Origin of the sequence: Vibrio sp. MOR3 (assembly GCF_001557775.1) — a bacterium.
GTDB classification, from domain to species: Bacteria; Pseudomonadota; Gammaproteobacteria; order Enterobacterales; family Vibrionaceae; genus Vibrio; species Vibrio jasicida.
Map to the genome: position 1 here is coordinate 214,512 of NZ_LNRD01000007.1, position 18,654 is coordinate 233,165.

An 18,654-nucleotide genomic window follows, 5' to 3' on the forward strand; every position below is an offset into this window, starting at 1 on the left:
GATATCGTGGTGTGATGGTTCGATTAAATCAGTTCTAGAAGTTTGTTTTTGTTGATCTTTCCTACTGGCGTTTTGGGTAGAACATCAACAAAGATCACGCGATCTGGAATTTTGAAATCCGCCAATCCTCGACCTCGTAAGAATCGCTTGATTTCAATAGGCTTGGGATTTTGCGCTCTGCACACCAATGCCGCGCAACTGCGCTCACCAAGGTATTCATCTGGGATCGCAATCACCGCCGCATCGTGAACGGAATCATGAGCAAGAAGGTGATTCTCCACCTCTTCGGCCGCAATTTTTTCACCACCACGATTGATTTGGTCCTTATCCCGCCCCACAACTTGCAAATTGCCGGCTTCAGTCATAACGACAATATCTCCAGTGCGGTAATAACCAAGATCGGTGAAAGAACGCTGATTGTGTTCCGGTGCATGGTAATAACCCTGAATGGTATAAGGACCACGCACGAACAAAATCCCCGCAGTCCCTTTCGGAACCGGATTACCTGCTTCGTCTAGTACCAAAAGCTCATCTGCAGGAGACATAGGACGGCCTTGCGTAGTGACAATTTCTGAGTCTGGATCATCCAAACGGGTGTAATTTACCAGCCCTTCAGCCATGCCAAACACTTGTTGCAAAGTACAACCAAGCTCTGGCTTCACTCGTTTTGCCGCCTCTTCACTAAAACGAGCGCCACCGACTTGTAGTACCTGAAGTGACGCAATGTTTTGCTGGGTTCTTGCTGCTTCATCTAGCCATAACAACGCCAATGGAGGAACCAAAGCCGCGACAGTGATTTGGTGTTTTTCAATCAAAGAAAAGGCCGTTTGAGGACTGGCATCTGGCGCTAGTACGACCATGCCACCAGCCATAAAGCAGCCCAACGCACCAGGCGAACTTAATGGGAAATTGTGCGCAGCAGGTAAAACGCATAAGTAACGAGTGCAAGCAGAGAACTGACAAACGTCATTGCTCGCACTAACGCTATAAAGGTAATCAATGTGGGTTCTTGGGATGAGCTTTGGCGTACCTGTTGTCCCACCAGAAAGTTGGAAAAAAGCAAAGTCTTCGGCGACATCAGATTGAGCATCAACCTCTTCTAAAAACAGTGTGTTTAGCGCTTGAGCACCGATAGGCATTAAGCTCTCTTCACCAGCCCACACTACCGTTTTTAAACTCGGTAAATCTGCGGCCACTTGTTGAGCTATCTCAGCGGTTTTGACGCCCAATTGAGGTGCGGTAATCAATACTTTCGCTTCTGTAAAATGACAAAAGTATCGAATCTCCGAATAGCGATGCGCAGGTAACGCTAAAACGGGTTGAACCCCAATTTTAAGCAAGGCAAAGAAACTCAAATAAAACTCGCCAACGTTGGGCAAATGCAAAACCGCTTTATCACCGGATTTTAGATTGAGCTTGTGCTGGAACCCGGCAGCAAGCTTGTCAACTTGTTCGACTAACGTTTGGTAAGTCCATTGCTGATCGCCCGCAACCAAAGCTACGCATTCTGAATAGCGCTGTGCGCTCGCCTCAAGCATCTCTGGGATGGTTTGCTGCGTCCAAAACCCTGCATCGCGATACTTTTGAGTCATCTCTTGCGGCCATGGGGTAAATCCTGATGCCTTCATGCACGGGCGGTTCATTGAACCACCTCCATGTTCTCACGGATTTCAATACCCAATGCGTTAAGCACGGTTCGCATCTTGTTGCCGGTTTCTTCAAGTTCACTTTGTGGCTCTGAGCCAGCAACAATGCCAGCACCCGCGTAAACGCGAAGACGTTTTTTCTCGACCTCAGCACAACGGATCACGACAACCCATTCTCCATTGCCGCGGGCATCCACCCAGCCAACCAGTCCGGTAAAGTAACCACGGTCAAAGGGCTCTACATTGCTGATAAAATCATAAGCCTGTGCTGTAGGGTAACCGCATACCGCAGGTGTCGGGTGCAATGCACTCGCGAGTTTTAATACGCTGGTATTGGCATCTGAAACCATGCCCTCGATACGAGTCGAAAGGTGTAACATCGCTTTGGTTTCAATCACCGATGGCACCATCGGCACATACAAATTGTGGCACCAAGGTTGGAGCGCTTTCTCGACGGCATCCACAACCACCGCATGCTCGTGAAGATCCTTGCTGCTTTCCATCATCAACTCACCTTGTTGTTGGTTCATTGATTCGTTGTCACTGCGGCGACGGGAGCCTGCTAGCGGGTTGGAGCAAACATGAGGGCCTTTGCGCGAAACAAGAAGCTCAGGGCTAGAGCCCATTAAATATGCATCGGAATGGCTTCCTCCAATGCGAGTCGAAAAGGTGTAGCCACCGGGATTCTGTTTGAGTAACGTTTTTAGGAAACGAGCGCGGTCAATATCCTCTTCCGTCTCGACTTGCATGGTGCGAGATAAGACGACTTTGTCGAGTTCCACATCCTCTCGACAGCAACTCCTTACGGCTTGTTCAACGCTACGCATGTAATCACTAGGATCGGGAATGGGTTGAATAGAAGATGGATGACAATCCGTTAACCCATCCACATCCGACACTTTATCCGGTCGAATTGGTGATGTCGTAATCAGACGTTCAGGGACAATAAAATGTACTGGGTTGTGTTCAGAAAATGGGATCACACCTACAGCGATAGGGTTTTCATTGCCCTCTTCCTTCGCCGATTCCAATAATTGGCTGATGTGAGTATCTAATTCTGAGAACCTGACTTGTTGGGAAAATTCGGCAGCAATCCCTTGAGTCAATAACGTCACTGTCGGAGAGCTAAAGAAGAACGAAGCATCATCCGTATGGGCATTAAGAAACTCTGTGAGCATAGTGCTGCTTCCCGTTGAGTTACGAAGCATAATCATCTCTCAAACTGTATTAAACATGGCGTTCCAAATGAGATTCCTTCTCATTTAAGAGGTGAGACTACACACACAAAACCATTTATTCAAACACTTTTGATAATAATTATCATTCGTATTGTTTATAGTTTTATAAATTAATCCCATAGTATTAATATGGAAAAACGCAAATAATTCTTTAGTCTTATCAGTAAAATAGCCTCAAAATGACGCATAAAAAATGGCTGACACCTTATGCTGTCAGCCATTGACTGTTGTGATAGTTCTTACTTAGAAATGCTTATTAGCCATATTACCCGTTATCAGAAAACCCATACTTCTCATCACTCAGCGATCGTATCTCGTTGAAGCGATCTTGCATCTTGCCTCCGATCAAATCGACACGCCTTTGCATCTCATTCACCCATTCACGATCTGCCATCACTTCACGTGGAAATACGGTGGAACGCGTATTCTCACCAAGGTACAGAAACGCATCAAACAGTTCCCCGACTGGGGCATCCATCTTATCCATTGCCGCCAGTTTATAGCGCGCTTTAGGTAATAAATCGATGAATCGAAGTGGCTCAATAGGACTATTCGTCACTTCGAGTAGCGCTGGCGATTTTACATTGTGGAAGGTTTGCACGACTTCGGGCTCTGTCATCGGCCAAATTAAATACGTACTATCAGGAAACGCTTGCTCTAATCGAGTCGCAAGCGGCCAAGCGCTGGCTTGCGTTTTCGCGACATAGTCCTTCGGTGCATTCACCAGATGGAAAGCCCCGAAAATCAACAGTGCTTTTTCATTGTGCTCAATTCGCTCTTGAGCAATTTGGTAAAAGTAATCCGTTTTACTCTGCGCCGCTTGTTTCCAAACTTTTGCATCCGCGACACCATCCCATTCAAAGGGCGCTTCCGCGAGATGCACCTGAATTTTTTTGCCTTCAGGTAACAACAAATTACGCGCTCTGATCGCCTTGAAGAAGTTGATATACGCATCTGGCATCCAAGCCATAAAGTAAATCGAACCACGTAGCACCTCATTCAGCTGTGATTCGCTGACCTCACCGCCTGCCAGATATTTATCCAATACAGGTTGATATTTCGCATTACCAAATTCGACCACAATATGGGTGACTTGGTCAGAGAAAGCATCGGTCGAAACCAGTTCCGTTGCGTAACGTAAAAAAGCGTCATTCCAATGGTAATCGCCAATCCCAACAAAACTGTGTTGCTCGAATGCCTTCAGAATTGCAGCATCAGCGGGCTTAGCTTGCTCAACCACTTGTTCAATTTTTTGCTCCGGCAAATCGACCTTTGCAAAGTGCGGTAAATACTCACACCCTGAGATCCCAACCAACCCTAAAACCAGTACCAAGGGCTTGATTTTCCAGCCTAATATTTTCATTGAATTCTATACCTCCTTGTTAATATCATGACAACGATAACAAAAATCATTATCATCTATCCAACTTAGATTTCATATTTGTATCGCGAAAGGGAGAAGATGATGCGTGAAAACCGCTCAGAATTCTACGGCAAACTGTGCTTGGTCACTGGTGCCGGACAAGGGATTGGCCTAGCATGTACTAAAAGCTTATTAGACCAAGGGGCGCATGTTATTGCTTGCGATGTGACTCAAGCAACATTGGATGAACTACAACAAAACTTGTCGACCAACCAACAACAATGCACCACATTGCTCCCGTTTGATCTATCCGAACCACATGCGATCCTCAATGCCTGCCAGAACCTTCAGCAGGATAACATCATCCCTGAGCTCATCATCACTTGTGCTGGTACATTACACCTCGCCTCTATTCTCGAACTGCCGTACGAAGCGCTCAATAAAACCCTAGATATCAACTTAAAAGGCACCATGCTACTCACCCAACAGCTTGCAAAAATGTTGGTCGAAAACGGCAGAAAAGGCGCGATTGTCGCAGTAGGATCAAATGCCGCAGACACACCACGCGTGAAGATGTCTGCCTACTGCACATCTAAAGCTGGCCTGCACATGTGGATGCAATGTTTGGGATTAGAACTGGCAGAGCATGGCATTCGCTGCAATATTGTTAGCCCCGGCTCAACCAGAACACCAATGCAAGAGCAAATGTGGAATGAATCTTATGGCGAGCGAGAAACGGTTCAAGGCAACTTAGCGTCGCATCGAATTGGCATTCCGTTAAACAAGATTGCCGAAACCAAAGACATCACCAATGCGATTGAATTTTTGCTCAGTGATAAATCTGGCCATATCACCATGCATGATTTGAGAGTGGATGGCGGAGCAACCTTCTGATCCCCCGCCAAAATATCGGAAAGTTTAACCGTAAAATTTGGGGTGCATGCCCTTCTCTAACTTGCGCCTCACTTTATAGGACACATCAGCTAATGTGATTTTGCCTGAGTTCTTGCGGTCAATCCCCGCGTTTTGGCGATAAGCGATCGAGCCTTTCTTGAAAAGCACATGTGTTGGCGGTTGGCCGATTGCAGCAGGATAAAGGATCGCCATATACACATCCTCAAGACACGCCATGTCATTTCGGTATGGCATAAAGTACGCTTTGACATAATCCAGCTGATCCAGAGCACTCATTTTAGCCAACTTCTTTGTGCTTGTTCCTAGAACTTCTGCGGTTGAAGGCATAAATTGAATTAACCCTGTCGCACCGCTTCCCGATCCATTTTTAATACTTGGGCTAAATGTCTCTGCTGTTTCAAATGCCATGCAAGCCATCAAATGATTAGGATCGATATTGAGCTCTTTAGAAATGTCGTTAACCTTGATTTTGAACTCTACCGAGACGCGATTTCCCCAAGCAAGGGCATCGGTAGTTGGAACCGATAAAGACGCTGAAGAAACATCACTTTTTTTAAGGAATAAAGATGAAGGTAAAAAAATGTTCAGGCTTTTCGAATTCTTATCTATCCGCTTGTTTTGAAAGGAAAAAACCTTATATTTTTTGTGCTTAAGCTTTTCAATTTTTAATAGCTGATACAATCGCTTAGAAACCGTTTTCACGATACAACCACATTTGGAAAACATGTCCCAAACTGTAATCCATTTCTCACTCTTTTAATATCAGTATCAGTTATGAGGCACAAAAATGTGAGGTGGATCTGTGAGCTTTATAAGAAATGGAAAGTTTATAAATAAGGTTGTTTGAAAAGTATACTCAGCGTTTTTCTGTACGTTGAAAACAATGAGAAATTTGTGGTGTATTCTCGCTAGGTTGGATGGTAAACCACTGAGTGACAATACGACCTTGATCTTGTCGGAGCTGCACTAATACTGCATCACGTTCGTAAACTTGAACACCATGGATGTTAGTTAAGTTGCCGTTTGAATAAGACTCAAACAACACATCTAATGCGGGTCCTCGCCTATTCAATTTACACTTTATCCTTTCATCAGTTTGAACGCCTAAACTACGAAATGTGCACTCTTCATCTTGTACCTGAAGTTCATATTCAATCCACACAAACGGCCCTGCGTTACTTTGCCCCAAATCGACATCACAATGAAAAATCCCATTCCAATTAGGAGTGACAAAGGCCGCCGCCGCTACGAATCCGATTGTGCTAATTATCATACTCTCTCACTTCTCTGGCTAAAAATGAGAGAGTATTTCAACCCAACTATCGCTGCACTTAACAATAACAAAACTTCGAGTGATACCCAGTTACCACTCTGCAATACAAAGACGGCTTTTCACACCACGAATCTGTAATCCCATCGCCTCAAATACATGCTCAAAATCTTGGCAGGAAGCAGGTACATTCGGTAAAGACAACGACGCTTCTGTAAAGAATGACCGACTCAGGGTTTCTGATTCTCCCCACGCCAGTTCCCACCAATCCAAGATGCGTTGTTTAGACGCATTCAATCGATACACCGCGGGCAGTCGATCGCGCTTGTTGAGGTTTTCAGTTTTAGATGTTGGCAGCAGATTCCATTTATCGTTGTTCGGCCAATAAGCGAAGGGCAAGCAGTGATCAACATGGTACTCATTACGCAACTTACTCCCACTCCATACACTGATGATCTCAGATTGATTCGAACGCAACTGCTCTACCCTTTTGCGTACTGCGCGAGTGTCGTGGTCTTTATCAATCCAAACCAAGCAATCATGATAGGTTTGAAGGGCAATGCCTCGGTCTTGGTTTGAGCTAAACCGCTGCATTTCAAGAATCCACTGATTGACCACCAGCGGCGCAATCCATGAATGGTAAAGCCTTAAGCAGTCCCACAAGCTCTCATCCAAAATAAATTTGCCATAGCTTTCAAGGAACTCCCCATCAACAACGATAGTACCTTTATGCTTTTTAGAAGAACGTACCATTTCAAAATATGGATTCGATTTGTCACCTTGGTATGTATAGGTAACTGGCCCATCTTTAATGGTTTTCAAACTGTCTTTGATAGCTTTATCTAAAGCGACAGCATCGTCACCAACAAATATGGTACCAATTGCTAAATCATCCGGACTTAAATGAGAAAGCTTGTCCCAACCATCAGGCTTAATGAAACCGAGTCCTTTTGATGCATTAGAGTTCTGCTGGATGTTTTCTTTATCAATGAGGCGTTTAAACTGACGAATCCAATACAGACCAACTAAACCAAGAGGGATCGCAACTTTACCATCAGTACGATCAATAACGGCTCCGGAATGTGCATCTGCAATTCGTAATAAGGTTCGTAGCAATGCCAGTTTGTAAGTCGCCGATTTAGAGTCGTTCACGATGATATGACGAACCTTGTTGAGATCACCGGAACCATCATCGGGAAGTGACATGACAACCGTCTGCCAATGAACATCATCACGCTTGAGTTGGTCGTCACTGTCCGAGACATGCCTTACCATAAGCGCACTGTTCTTTGCCAGTTGTTCTAACTCTTGAACGGAGACAGGATAAGCTTTGCGCCCATCAGTAAACTCTCCATGGCGAAGGCTTATGACCAAGCGGCCATTAGGCGCAAGCAGATTAGAGAGTTTACGAAAAGCACGCTCACGATGAGAAGTCGCAAGATGCATCCAAACCGCACTCACCAATATCAGATCAAAGCGAAGTCCCAAGTTGGTGGTTTTCTCAAGAGCAGGCAAGGCATCATCAAGCCAAGTAACCAAATTACCCGTCTTAACTTTACCAAGCTCTAGTAGAGATGCCGCTGGTTCAAGAGCAATCACCTCACAGCCTTGCTCCGACATCCATTTCGCATCTCGCCCAGACCCCGCTCCCACATCCAAGATCCGATCGCCTGCATGAGGCCAAAAAGCCTGCCAGCTCGCATGAACGTTCTCAAACGTCGTCGAGTTGTATTGCTCCGCTAATGAGCTCGCATTTTGGTTATAGAAATTGAAGGTAGAGGACATAAAGGTAAGGCTGCAATTGAACTGAACACATAGTAAGTGCTATTGATTGCAAAGACTAGAAGGTAGTGCAAAAGTTGTAGGAAACGTTGCGTTAGAAGTTCTGTCGCTAAAAAGTGGACCAAACGAGCACCGAGAGTAAAGCGATTTGCTTGCGATGCAATCATACCTATTTGGGAATCTACAATTTCTTAGTTTTATATCCAACTTCTTGGCAAGATAAACAAAAAATTGGTTTTCAAGTCCTTGCCATCACTCCAATTGATTGATTTTTATTGAAAATAAAATGGCATACTTTCTGCTGATTAGAGTGATGATTGGTTTTCACTTTAGGTATCAGTGTGTCATACAAAATTCTTCCGCTTTCGGAAGTGATGTCTCATGAATTCGGTTTGATAGAGGGCGATCTCCATAACCTTGTGGAAGCTGATGTTGCCTCTGTCACCCCTTCTCATCTTACTTTTGAACAGCTAAAGCAACATCTCTACGAAGGCAAGCTCGTACTCGTGAGTGATACGCCTCAAACTCCCGCTCTACTTAGCTACAACGACCCAGTTGGCCCTAAAACTTGGCGGCTAAACTCTGAGGCTATCCCGGCATTCTCTGATGATGCCGCTGATAATTTGTTAGCAAAAACGAAAATCACCAGAACAACGGGAGGGTACAGCTCTTGTATTGGGGATACCTCGGCGCTAGAGCGGGTTTATACGCCGCAGCCAATCGCAGCCGAAAGTGAAGAGGAAATCACCAAGGAATTTGAGTACAGCTTTGAAGTTGGCTGCTCAGATACCACCGTAAGTAAAATGGTGCACAGTGACTTTGCTATAGCGAGAACTGAAAATGAGAACGCTGTAACGCGGTGGGAGCAAGCCAATACCGAGCAAGGTACACGCTACACGGCGTTATGTGCATTCGATGAGCCAAAGCGTCTAAATATCCATATAGCTGATGACAACCTCGGGCTGACGCCATTGGAAGCAGTCACCTTACAAAAAGCCGGTAGTCATAAGGCTGTTGAGGGGTTCATACCTGTCGTACCTGCCGTGCGTTTGGGTGAACGCTTAGGGTTGCCTACAGAAGGCTATTACTACCACTTTAATGATGGCGAACTTGTCCAAGAATACAAAATTCTTGGGGAAGAAAAATGGGCCTTTTATGCTACGCAATCGACACAAGACACACTCAATGACGAGCGCGGTTTTACCAAAGACCAAAGCGCTATTTTGGTGTATTGGAAGTTGGCAAACCAAATCCTCGAGAACCAATACATCATTTATCTTGAGCGGCAAATCACGCGTGAAGAGCTAGATAATCTCAGTGAAGATTGGCTGAGTGAAAACGGGATTAAGTTGGATATCCCCGCACTATTTGATGCGGCTAAACAGCCGGAAGAAGCACGCTCAGAAGATAACAACGATGAAGCGGAAGCCGAACAAACCGCAGCAACGCACATCGTAGTTGCGGGGGAAACCTGGCAGAGCATAGCTGAACGATATTGTATGGGAGCTAAAGCCTTGCTCTCGCTTAACCCAGTGTTTGAGTCCGATCCTCTGTCACTCGCGGTCGGTGATGAAATTGTTATTGCTGAGACACAGCAACAGCAAGCACCAGACAAAAAGAACACCTTTCCGCCACTGCGCCCGCAAACCTACAACAACATCCGCAACAGTCATTACCAGCACAGCGATCCATTGCTTGGGTTGACCAAATATCGAGCCATCAACGCCGCCGATTGCGTAGAAGGCGATGTGGCTATCCTTAACTTAAAAGACGTCATGAGTTCGCTCGTGTTCGCTAAATCCTGCACCAGACCAAAAGGATGTATTGAAATTGGCGATCAGCAAGAGTCCATCAGTAACTTTGGCTCATGGTCGTTTTTTTCACAAGCGAACGCAGCCGTTCCCGCGGTAATTCCAGCCATTCAGGCGACACAAGCACAGATGGCCATAGGCAGTTCCGCAGCTGTCGCCGGTTCACCAGAACAAACGCAACAAACCCAAACTGCGGCGATGCAGTTAGATAAACTGGCCGGCACATTGAAAGACAAAATCGTCGAGGGCTACCGCTGGCAAGTAGAAGGCATTGGCGCTCTATTTGCCATGCAACAAAGCTTATTTGGTGATAACACCCAATACACTGACCAAGATTTACGCCAAGTGACCACGGCGCAAAGCCGAATTCGTGTCCACATAACAGAGCCAAAAGATGGGGAGTTTTATCCGCATGTGCAGGGCTATCACATAGACGATACCCGCATCCCTATCAAACACGTGAAACAAGGAAGCAGCGGCCAACTGTCTGTTGCGATTGAAGAGAACGGACCCACCATCTATTGGACGCCAGAAGAAAACGGTGAAGCAAGTTGGCAAAGCACGCCAGATCATAGTGATGGGTTTGAAAAAGACGATATACTGGTCACGCCAATCCACTCGGATAGCGATGCGAATGTCACCGTTACGCCTGCGCCAGAAGAGAAAGACTGGCGTGATGCGATCTTGGTATTCCCTGAAAGCTCAGGCATTGCTCCGCTCTATGTTGTATATGCAACTTTTGGTAAAAGCAGTAGCAAAAACTATAAGAAGACATTTTTCGATGAATACCCTGAACTCGAAGGAAAAGTGGTTGTTCATCATGCTGTCGAGCAACAAGTTTTACTTCGTTATCCTGATATTGTTACTGAATCAGAAATGCATTCGCTAGAAAACTTGCGGGGCATACCGAAAGAAAAGAACTCAACACTTCACCTGAGTAAAATAAGACGAGAATGGAATCGATTCTATCGTATCAACCCATCTGCAAGTAAGCAGGACTTATTAGATTATGCAGAACAGATAGATAACAAATGGGGGCACGAATTTACTCCCCAGTTAGATACTAAAAAATAAAGGTACAAAGTATGTTTTATATCATAGAGCCTGAAATCGCCGGAGTGCTTGGAGAATCGACCTCTCTAGACACATCAACACACCCTCCTGTAGTGACAAGCCTTGAGTTTATTATTGACTCTTGGCTCGGTGACTCAATCATTGAATCTTTTCCTTGTTTCTTAGTTACTAAGAAGTTGGCATCAAATATCTCTGATATTGGTGTTACTGGTTATGAGTTTGATTCAGCTAATGTCGTGGTGTCCGAGGATTATGTAGATCACAGAGTTCCTGAATTTATTTGGCTAAAAGTAAACGGAAAAGGGGGAGTTGATGATTTTGGTCTGACTGAAGACTTTCGGTTAATAGTCAGTCAAACCGTTATGGATATATTAAATATCAATGGATTAGATCATGCAGAGATTGAGCGTTGCTAACTTGTGATCTTACAATAATTTTTTAGGGATCGAGTGTAGAGCGCTCCTGAAAGACCCATGCTTAAACGAAAAAACACACTGAGTGCTTATACTGAAGCTGATTTTATAAACTTACTAGATGAGATAATTGAATCAAAGGGTAGTGATGATTATCAAGATAAGTTGCTTGAACACTTCATTTCAATTACGGATCATCCTACAGGTTCAGACTTAATTTACTACCCAGAGAACCCAGGTGAAGAGACTCCTAAAGGGATAGTTAAAATAGTGAAAGATTGGCGTGCTAGTCAGGGACTTCCTTGCTTCAAAAAGTAATGAAAATTGTTATTGAAAAATTCGACAAACAAACTGAATTACTCGTTTCAGAGTTAGCTATCGAAAAAGAACACCTTGATGTCATTGCTCAAGTATTAGGGTTAAAAGAAGATGATATTCAGTTCCTAACAAGCGGGGCTGGCGGCTTTGATATCAGTGGCGCGCAAGCTTTAGACATAGAGAAGCTGATTAATAAATACTTCTATGACCCAGAATATGATTATCAGTTAGGTACTGCTGGCACCTCTGCTCCAATGAATTTATCACAAATAGTATTAGACAATAGGCATTTAGATCCTGATTTAACGATTTACATTGATAGTGCATGGAGCCCAGATTCTCGCGTCTTACTTTGCGCAGAGCCAGAAGATGGAAGCTCACCGGAAGGGTATGACTACTTCTTAGAGGTATTTATACTGCAAGAATTATTTGAAAATGTTCCCGAGATCACTGTCGAGCGAGTCATCAAATACGCTCAAGTTGATGCTTAATATTAGTTTTACTTTGCTTCAGTGAGTAAACAGAAGGCGTCATAATGACGCCTTTCTCGCTTATCGCGATTGAACTTTTTACAAATTTAGCACAGACATCACTACTGTATTTTTGGACAGAAGCTTCTTAGGAAGTTTGTACAGCTTAGGTTAGTTGATATTAGAAAAATTAGGGCGATGTTTGATTTTTAAACCATCCCCCTTATGATATTGGCAATGTTTTCTTATATCAGATATGTAATATTAGCGTGATCTGATTCAACACATTAGATAAATGTTATTTGAGCAAGACCAACAGCATTAAACAACCAAATTCAACATCTTCCTATAATCTTTTGCCTATTAATATCAGCCTTTCACTAAAAATTAGAATAACCATAATCAATGCAGAGATAGAAAGTGAATACTGCACGCTAAATATATCTGTTATCTGACCAAAAAAGAAAGATCCTATTGTCATCGCTAAGTACATAAAAGTGTATGATATTGATATAGTTAACCCTATGTTGTTTCTTTCTCTACCCATACGTTGAATTTCTCGGTTTATAATAGTCACCTTTATTGACCATAAAAAGCCAAAGATAGCAATAAAAAAGGATGCGATTATAGTTGAATAGCTGATAGAAAAGTTAGTTATTAAGAGCGTTAATGATAGGGTTATCGTGACTAATTTATATGTAAAACTATTAATTTTAATCGATGATATTCTCTCCCTGATCAGGAATGCGGGTACTGCCCCAAGAATCATTAGAGACATTAGTAGTGATTGGAATGATTGATTTAAACCTAATTCATGTGATGAGATATAAGGCATTAATGACCATAATGAACTACCACTCAAAAAGAGAATAACAGAATCAAATAAACATTTCTTATATTCTTGGTTCATGGAAATACTATTGTAAAAACTTTGCTTTGGCTCTTTTTTTCTTACTCTTTCTACTTTGTAGTTAACTGATTTAATTGATATTGGTATGGTTATCACCATTAAAATAGCAATTATTAACAATGACTCAAAAAAGCCTAAAAGAGAATATAAGTAACCCGATGTTAAGGTTCCTAATATTCTTACAAAAGCAAGAGAAATGCTATTTACACTTGCTGAGGTGTTAAGCTGACTAACATCGATAACACTGGCGATATATGATTGTATTGCAATTACTCTTACTGCTGCTATCGAAGAAATGAAAAAAGTTATTATTAAAATATATTGTATCGATTGAAAAAATAGCATTAAAAAAACAAAAGAAACGATAGAGAGATTTGATATGAGAATTATATTTTCTTTATCATATTTATCGCTAATTATCCCTGAAGCAATACTAAATAAGGCGATTGGAGCGTTAATAGATATAAATGCCATCACGCCAATTGAAGCAGAGTTTGAATACTCAACAAGCAATAGCATTATTGAAGTATTAAAAAACCATATTGAAAAGTTACCAATTATATTATTGCAAATGGCCAACTTATATTTTTGATTCTGTTGTAAAGGTGTAATTAATAAACAATCATTCATTTGGTATTCCTTGAACACTGATTTGTTACGAAGCCCTAGAGTTTATGCTGAAGGTACTTTCTCAGTGAGCAGGCTTACCTAAATTCACTCAGCAATAGCTACCCCCAGCCAAATATGGGATGACTGATGGTTGCTATGAGATGAGACTAAATTAAAAATTATCATAGAAAATATATACCTTTTTGATATGCCTTCGTCAACATTTAAATGATGCATTAATAAACAGTAAATGAAGCTAATCTAAAATCATGTAAATAGGATATTAATGAGTAAAAGGTCTAACTCAAAACGGGGCAATTATAAGTTAGCTTTTTAGACTGAAGAAATACCGTCCCCCAAGAAAAACACGTCTTCATCATTAGATTGATTTCATCACCTGGAAAAACATAGCGTCATTAGTTAGCTCTGCAGAGCTAAAAAACAAAAAGCCCCACTTCCACAAGCAGGGCTTTGATATTGGATGACTATCACTCAGTTTCGGCTCTGAGCCTTAACGCTTTTCGCTTCTTACCAGTTCCGCTAATGTAGATAAGCGTTGCTCGCTTTGTTTGACGTATGGGTTTGCTTCGTCCCATGCGTAACCGGCGAGGATCGCGCTGATCATTTGTTTGATACGTGGATTCGGTTCTTGGTAGAAAATGACATCTTGTAGCATACCGTTGTACCAACCTTCTACATAGGTGCGGAAGGTGTTCACTCCAACCATCAGGCGATCGGCGTAGTCTGCTTGCCAATCCACGGCTTCACCGTTGAGTTGGCGCTCAATACAGTCTGCGGCAAATTGAGCTGATTTCATCGCGATGGTCACGCCAGATGAAAAGACAGGATCAAGGAATTCACCGGCATTGCCAAGCAACGCATAGTGCGATGTTGCAAGGTGTTTTACATTGGCCGAGTATCCACCGAGCTCACCGGCTGGGTTCGGGTAGTTGGCTTGATTAAGCAACTCAGCCAAACCAGGCTCTTCACTTGCTAGCTGTTTAATGGCTGCGATTTTGTCTTCTGGGTAGTTTTCAAAAAACGCTGGCTCACCGACCACACCAAATGAACAGGTGCCGTTGGAGAATGGGATCAACCAATACCAAACATCATGGTTATCTGGATGCACAGAGATCAGGATCTTGTTGCGATCGTATTCGATGTTCTCGGCAGTGATATTGTCTTCAATGTGGGTAAAGATCGCCTTTCTTGGTGGCAAGCAAGACGGCTCTTCCAGCTCTAACAATCTTGGAAGCACACGCCCGAAGCCGCTGGCGTCTAATACATAATCGGCTTCAATTTGATACGCTAATTCGTTTTCATCGATAACAGAAAGAACCGACTTTGAGCCTTCAAATTCGATGCTTTTCAGTTCGTGCTGGTAACGAATTTCAACCCCTTGCTGCGCGGCACTGTCTGCCAGTACTTTATCGAAGTGCCCACGCTGGACTTGGTAGGTTGTACCCGGACCTGAGGTGAACTTATCGGTAAAATCAAATTGGGTGTAAACGCCGTTGCGACGAAATGCAGCCCCGTCTTTGTATTGGAAACCAGTTTGGTTGACTGCCTCTAACATGCCCGCTTGCTCTACAACTTCCATGCACGCTGGAAGTAGGCTTTCACCGATAGAGAAACGTGGAAAGGTGGCTTTTTCAATCACAACAACATCGATATCTCGTGCGTTGAGCAATGCTGATACGGTAGAACCTGACGGGCCCGCACCAATAACGACGACTTGCTTTTGCTCTGTTTTCATTCTGTTTTCTAGTTTGCTTGTAGTTTTAATAATGTGTGACCAAGGCCAATGTTGTCTTTTCTTTCTGCCACGGTTAAGCCTGCAGCTTCGACAATTTCTAGGAAATCATCGCTGCGGTAGAAACGACTGTTCCCGTTTGCTAAACAGGTAAAGTAAAGCGAGGTCGCATTCAAGCTATAAGAAGCACCCGCGTATTTTTGCGCGTCCCAGAACAATTCCAGAATGTATACGGTATCGCCTTGTCGTAGTTGCGCTTTGACTTTCTTTAAAATATTGAGAATTTCGATTGGAGAGAAACAATCGAGGAACTGGCTCATCCACCAAATGTCGGCATGCTCAGGCAAGGTTTGAGCTTTGTCCAGCATGTTAGCAGGGAATGGTTTGATGCGATCACTTAGCTGGTTATCCGCTGCGTTCGACATCGCCACTTCAAGCTGCTGTGGTAAATCGACAATCGTCACTTGAACGTCTTGATTGTGGTTACAACACTGCATTGCCCACTTACCTGTGTTACCACCGATATCGACAATGTGGCTTGGTTCGTTGGCAAACACTTCTTTTAGTAGCAATGGGAAGGAACGGTCTGAGTAGAAATGATCAAACTTGAACCAACTCTGCTTCGCTTGCTCTGGTAAGGTCGATAGCCCTTGGTAAATGGTTTCCCAGTCACCCAGTTCTTTTAAGCCTGACGGTTTGCCCTCTTTGATCGCATCGGTTAGGTGCATCATTGCGGCATAACAAACGTCTGCTGTGAAATCCATGTTGGCTTGCGTCATGCCATCATAAAGCAAATAGAAGCCAAGGTTTGCCAATGAGTAGTTAGGTTTTTCCCACAGCACGATATGCGCGCTAATGGCCATGTCTAACAGCACTTTGACGCCATATTCAGATACGCCCGTTTTCTCTGCGATCTCTGCGGCATTCATGCCTTTTGAGCCCGCACTATCCAACGCAGCTAAAATGCCAAGATCTCGAAGTGTTCTCGCGGTCTGGAAAACAATAGGGGCGAAAGATAATTTTTGAGCTTCTGTTTTTGCTTCAAAAGCGTTGAATGGATCAATATTTTGATTTAACACGAAAAAACCTAACTACTATTAATAAAATTATTGTTGAGACTCAGCACCTAAAAGTGCGATGGCTCTCTGAATATCAACATTCAGGTTGTTAACCCAACGATTGTAATTACGGTGAATTTTGCCATCACTCGCTTTTAGATTTACTGAGTTGAGATAAATAATTGAATAATATTTGTTGTTATATGGAATTTTTACTTCAGCAAAATGGCTACGAACGTGAATTTTGGCAATTAATACACCTGGGCTCACTTCTTCTATCGTCCAACCACGATTTGTTGCTGATTGCACAATCGCAGCTTTTACTTGTTTATTTTGAAGATCATAAGCAACTGGAGTATCCTCCACATTCATTACAGGTTGTACTCTTCCACAACCGACAAGAAGCACTGTTAATAACACAGAGATAAGCAGCTTTAAGCGAGACATGGTCGTTTCCTTTTATTGTGACTCTGGTGAAACCCAGATTCTATCGAGCTGTAAAATAAACAATTTAAACAAATATGCCAAACTCGAAGATCAAAATTTCGTTTAATATCGATGCAATATCCGCCAATTCATTGGGTTTAAATCAACCAGAAGAATGGGAGCAGTGGGCATCGGACTGTATATGGCCTGAAGAGGGCAAATTACACGTCGCAGATATCCCACCAATGATGCGCCGACGTATGAGCGCATTAAGCAAACTTGCGGTCCAAACCGCGATTGGTTTACTCAAACAGTACGATGTGGATTACTTGGTGTTTGCGAGTCGCCATGGTGAGTTACATCGCAGCGCAGCGTTGATTGAAGACATTATCCAAGGCGAAGAAGCTTCCCCAATGGCGTTTTCTCAGTCGGTGCACAATACCGCAGCGGGCTTGGCAACCATTGCGACTAAGCAACCTATCCCATTGACGTCGATTGCGGCATCAGAGAACACTTTTCAAAGCGCATTGATTGAAGCGTGGTTGTTTCTCGCAGAGAACCCAGACAAAAAAGTACTGTTTATCGACTTTGATGAACCCTTGCCTGATGCTTACTCGGAGTTTGAGACCCAGCAGTATCAAGGTTATGCCGTTGGTATGGTGTTGTCTGCTGGTGACGATTTTAAGATAGAGCAAGTCGCAACAGAAAAAAGCGGACACACGTCCCAGCCTTGCCCGCTCCCACAAGGATTAGCTTTCTTAAAACACTATCTTTGTGAAGATTCAAGCTGGTTGATTCATTCGCCACAGCAAACGTGGGAATGGCATCGTCGATGAGGGTTTTGAATCAATATTGGCGTGTCTTTGCTACTGGCTTTTGTTTTTCCGTATTTGGGCTTGGCGGTCTAGTACTCAGTTTTGTCGTCATTCCACTCATTGGTTTAACCACCTCCGATCAAACCGCCAAGGAATATAAAGTCCAAGGTGCGATACAGTTTGCTTTTAATACCTTCTGTAAATTGATGAAATTTACTGGCGCAATCGATTATAAGATCATCGGCGCAGATATTATTCAACAAGATCAAAATTGCCTTATTGTTGCCAACCACCCAAGTTTAATTGATTACGTTCTTATCGCATCTCAATTAAAGCGTTGCGATTGTTTAGTAAAGTCAGCGATTTGGGCCAACCCATTTATGAAACACATTGTGAAAGCTGCGGGTTATATTCCTAATGAAGCTCCTGATGATTTATTAACAATGTGTGAAGAACGTTTTGATAATGGCAATGTATTACTCATTTTTCCGGAAGGCACAAGAACCACTCCTGGGGTAAAATCAAAATTACAGCGTGGTGCTGCACAAATAGCAGTAAGAACGCAGCGAGATTTAAGAGTTGTACATATTACGGTGACGCCTAGCTTCTTAACAAAAGAGAAAAAGTGGTATCAAGTTCCGGCGACAAAACCCTTTTTCAAAGTGGAAGTGAAGGATAAAGTTGAGATTGAGCCTTTTATAAAGCAAACTACGTCCCCAACAATAGCGGCTCGTCGCTTACAGCAGCATTTAGCTGATACTATTTTTCCAGAATTATAAGCAG

17 protein-coding genes are annotated in these 18,654 nt (G+C 43.2%); 7 read left to right on the plus strand and 10 right to left on the minus strand.

Features of this window, described 5'->3' with window-relative positions:
• Positions 1-23: 23 nt before the first annotated feature.
• The 3 genes from ATB76_RS15480 to ATB76_RS15490 all read right to left on the minus strand — a co-directional run bounded on the left by ATB76_RS15480 (position 24) and on the right by ATB76_RS15490 (position 4,247).
• Positions 24-1,643: a (2,3-dihydroxybenzoyl)adenylate synthase gene (locus ATB76_RS15480; RefSeq protein WP_061035633.1), complete on the minus strand. Its 1,620-nt coding sequence runs from the start codon at positions 1,641-1,643 to the stop codon at positions 24-26.
• Positions 1,640-2,860, minus strand: coding sequence for an isochorismate synthase (locus ATB76_RS15485; protein WP_061035634.1), 1,221 nt, complete (start codon positions 2,858-2,860; stop codon positions 1,640-1,642). Before ATB76_RS15485 ends, ATB76_RS15480 begins: the two co-directional genes overlap by 4 nt.
• Positions 2,861-3,149: 289 nt before the next feature.
• Positions 3,150-4,247 (minus strand): hypothetical protein, encoded by a 1,098-nt coding sequence (locus ATB76_RS15490; RefSeq protein ID WP_061035635.1) that lies wholly within the window; start codon positions 4,245-4,247, stop codon positions 3,150-3,152.
• A 102-nt stretch (positions 4,248-4,349) separates the two neighbouring features.
• Here ATB76_RS15490 and ATB76_RS15495 point away from each other — a divergent pair, with 102 nt between their 5' ends.
• Positions 4,350-5,141: a 2,3-dihydro-2,3-dihydroxybenzoate dehydrogenase gene (locus ATB76_RS15495; RefSeq protein WP_061035636.1), complete on the plus strand. Its 792-nt coding sequence runs from the start codon at positions 4,350-4,352 to the stop codon at positions 5,139-5,141.
• Positions 5,142-5,165: 24 nt separating this feature from the next.
• Here the strand turns inward: ATB76_RS15495 and ATB76_RS15500 are convergent, their stop codons facing one another.
• The 3 genes from ATB76_RS15500 to ATB76_RS15510 form a co-directional block, all read right to left on the minus strand.
• The gene (locus ATB76_RS15500) at positions 5,166-5,888 is read right to left on the minus strand and encodes a transglycosylase SLT domain-containing protein (RefSeq protein WP_061035637.1); all 723 of its coding nucleotides are present in this window, start codon (positions 5,886-5,888) and stop codon (positions 5,166-5,168) included.
• Between the two features lie 130 nt (positions 5,889-6,018).
• The gene (locus ATB76_RS15505) at positions 6,019-6,435 is read right to left on the minus strand and encodes a DUF5991 domain-containing protein (RefSeq protein WP_061035638.1); all 417 of its coding nucleotides are present in this window, start codon (positions 6,433-6,435) and stop codon (positions 6,019-6,021) included.
• Positions 6,436-6,525: 90 nt separating this feature from the next.
• Complete coding sequence (locus ATB76_RS15510; protein WP_061035639.1) at positions 6,526-8,217, minus strand: class I SAM-dependent methyltransferase; 1,692 nt, start codon at positions 8,215-8,217, stop codon at positions 6,526-6,528.
• Between the two features lie 338 nt (positions 8,218-8,555).
• Here ATB76_RS15510 and ATB76_RS15515 point away from each other — a divergent pair, with 338 nt between their 5' ends.
• Genes ATB76_RS15515 through ATB76_RS28470 form a run of 4 tightly spaced genes read left to right on the plus strand, consistent with a single transcriptional unit; the run spans position 8,556 to position 12,321 of the window.
• A complete protein-coding gene (locus ATB76_RS15515; RefSeq protein ID WP_240538040.1) occupies positions 8,556-11,099 on the plus strand; it encodes an S-type pyocin domain-containing protein in 2,544 nt (847 codons plus the stop codon).
• 11 nt (positions 11,100-11,110) lie between these two features.
• Positions 11,111-11,515 (plus strand): hypothetical protein, encoded by a 405-nt coding sequence (locus ATB76_RS15520; RefSeq protein ID WP_061035640.1) that lies wholly within the window; start codon positions 11,111-11,113, stop codon positions 11,513-11,515.
• Positions 11,516-11,572: 57 nt separating this feature from the next.
• Entirely contained in the window at positions 11,573-11,830 is a 258-nt protein-coding gene (locus tag ATB76_RS15525; RefSeq protein ID WP_061035641.1) for a bacteriocin immunity protein, read from the plus strand.
• Positions 11,815-12,321 carry a hypothetical protein gene (locus tag ATB76_RS28470; RefSeq protein WP_179946839.1) on the plus strand — a complete coding sequence of 169 codons (507 nt, stop codon included), beginning with the start codon at positions 11,815-11,817 and terminating at the stop codon, positions 12,319-12,321. The genes ATB76_RS15525 and ATB76_RS28470 overlap by 16 nt, the downstream gene beginning before the upstream one ends.
• Before the next feature lie 325 nt (positions 12,322-12,646).
• Here the strand turns inward: ATB76_RS28470 and ATB76_RS15535 are convergent, their stop codons facing one another.
• The 4 genes from ATB76_RS15535 to ATB76_RS15550 form a co-directional block, all read right to left on the minus strand.
• A complete protein-coding gene (locus tag ATB76_RS15535) occupies positions 12,647-13,840 on the minus strand; it encodes an MFS transporter (RefSeq protein WP_042604625.1) in 1,194 nt (397 codons plus the stop codon).
• A gap of 490 nt (positions 13,841-14,330) precedes the next feature.
• Entirely contained in the window at positions 14,331-15,575 is a 1,245-nt protein-coding gene (locus ATB76_RS15540) for an NAD(P)/FAD-dependent oxidoreductase (protein ID WP_061035642.1), read from the minus strand.
• An 8-nt stretch (positions 15,576-15,583) separates the two neighbouring features.
• The gene (locus ATB76_RS15545; RefSeq protein WP_061035643.1) at positions 15,584-16,651 is read right to left on the minus strand and encodes a class I SAM-dependent methyltransferase; all 1,068 of its coding nucleotides are present in this window, start codon (positions 16,649-16,651) and stop codon (positions 15,584-15,586) included.
• A 27-nt stretch (positions 16,652-16,678) separates the two neighbouring features.
• Positions 16,679-17,077, minus strand: a complete 399-nt coding sequence (locus ATB76_RS15550; RefSeq protein ID WP_038879342.1) for a hypothetical protein — start codon at positions 17,075-17,077, stop codon at positions 16,679-16,681.
• A gap of 74 nt (positions 17,078-17,151) precedes the next feature.
• Between ATB76_RS15550 and ATB76_RS15555 the strand changes: the two genes are divergently transcribed.
• Both ATB76_RS15555 and ATB76_RS15560 read left to right on the plus strand, forming a co-directional pair.
• A complete protein-coding gene (locus ATB76_RS15555) occupies positions 17,152-17,892 on the plus strand; it encodes a beta-ketoacyl synthase chain length factor (protein ID WP_061035644.1) in 741 nt (246 codons plus the stop codon).
• Positions 17,889-18,650, plus strand: a complete 762-nt coding sequence (locus ATB76_RS15560; protein WP_061035645.1) for a lysophospholipid acyltransferase family protein — start codon at positions 17,889-17,891, stop codon at positions 18,648-18,650. The genes ATB76_RS15555 and ATB76_RS15560 overlap by 4 nt, the downstream gene beginning before the upstream one ends.
• Positions 18,651-18,654 lie beyond the last annotated feature (4 nt).

Coding starts and splice junctions, on each gene's coding strand:
- ATB76_RS15480 (WP_061035633.1), bottom strand. CDS start 1,643: ATGAACCGCCCGTGCATGAAGGCATCAGGATTTACCCCATGGCCGCAA.
- ATB76_RS15485 (WP_061035634.1), bottom strand. CDS start 2,860: ATGATTATGCTTCGTAACTCAACGGGAAGCAGCACTATGCTCACAGAG.
- ATB76_RS15490 (WP_061035635.1), bottom strand. CDS start 4,247: ATGAAAATATTAGGCTGGAAAATCAAGCCCTTGGTACTGGTTTTAGGG.
- ATB76_RS15495 (WP_061035636.1), top strand. CDS start 4,350: ATGCGTGAAAACCGCTCAGAATTCTACGGCAAACTGTGCTTGGTCACT.
- ATB76_RS15500 (WP_061035637.1), bottom strand. CDS start 5,888: ATGTTTTCCAAATGTGGTTGTATCGTGAAAACGGTTTCTAAGCGATTG.
- ATB76_RS15505 (WP_061035638.1), bottom strand. CDS start 6,435: ATGATAATTAGCACAATCGGATTCGTAGCGGCGGCGGCCTTTGTCACT.
- ATB76_RS15510 (WP_061035639.1), bottom strand. CDS start 8,217: ATGTCCTCTACCTTCAATTTCTATAACCAAAATGCGAGCTCATTAGCG.
- ATB76_RS15520 (WP_061035640.1), top strand. CDS start 11,111: ATGTTTTATATCATAGAGCCTGAAATCGCCGGAGTGCTTGGAGAATCG.
- ATB76_RS15525 (WP_061035641.1), top strand. CDS start 11,573: ATGCTTAAACGAAAAAACACACTGAGTGCTTATACTGAAGCTGATTTT.
- ATB76_RS15535 (WP_042604625.1), bottom strand. CDS start 13,840: ATGAATGATTGTTTATTAATTACACCTTTACAACAGAATCAAAAATAT.
- ATB76_RS15540 (WP_061035642.1), bottom strand. CDS start 15,575: ATGAAAACAGAGCAAAAGCAAGTCGTCGTTATTGGTGCGGGCCCGTCA.
- ATB76_RS15550 (WP_038879342.1), bottom strand. CDS start 17,077: ATGTCTCGCTTAAAGCTGCTTATCTCTGTGTTATTAACAGTGCTTCTT.
- ATB76_RS15555 (WP_061035644.1), top strand. CDS start 17,152: ATGCCAAACTCGAAGATCAAAATTTCGTTTAATATCGATGCAATATCC.
- ATB76_RS15560 (WP_061035645.1), top strand. CDS start 17,889: ATGAGGGTTTTGAATCAATATTGGCGTGTCTTTGCTACTGGCTTTTGT.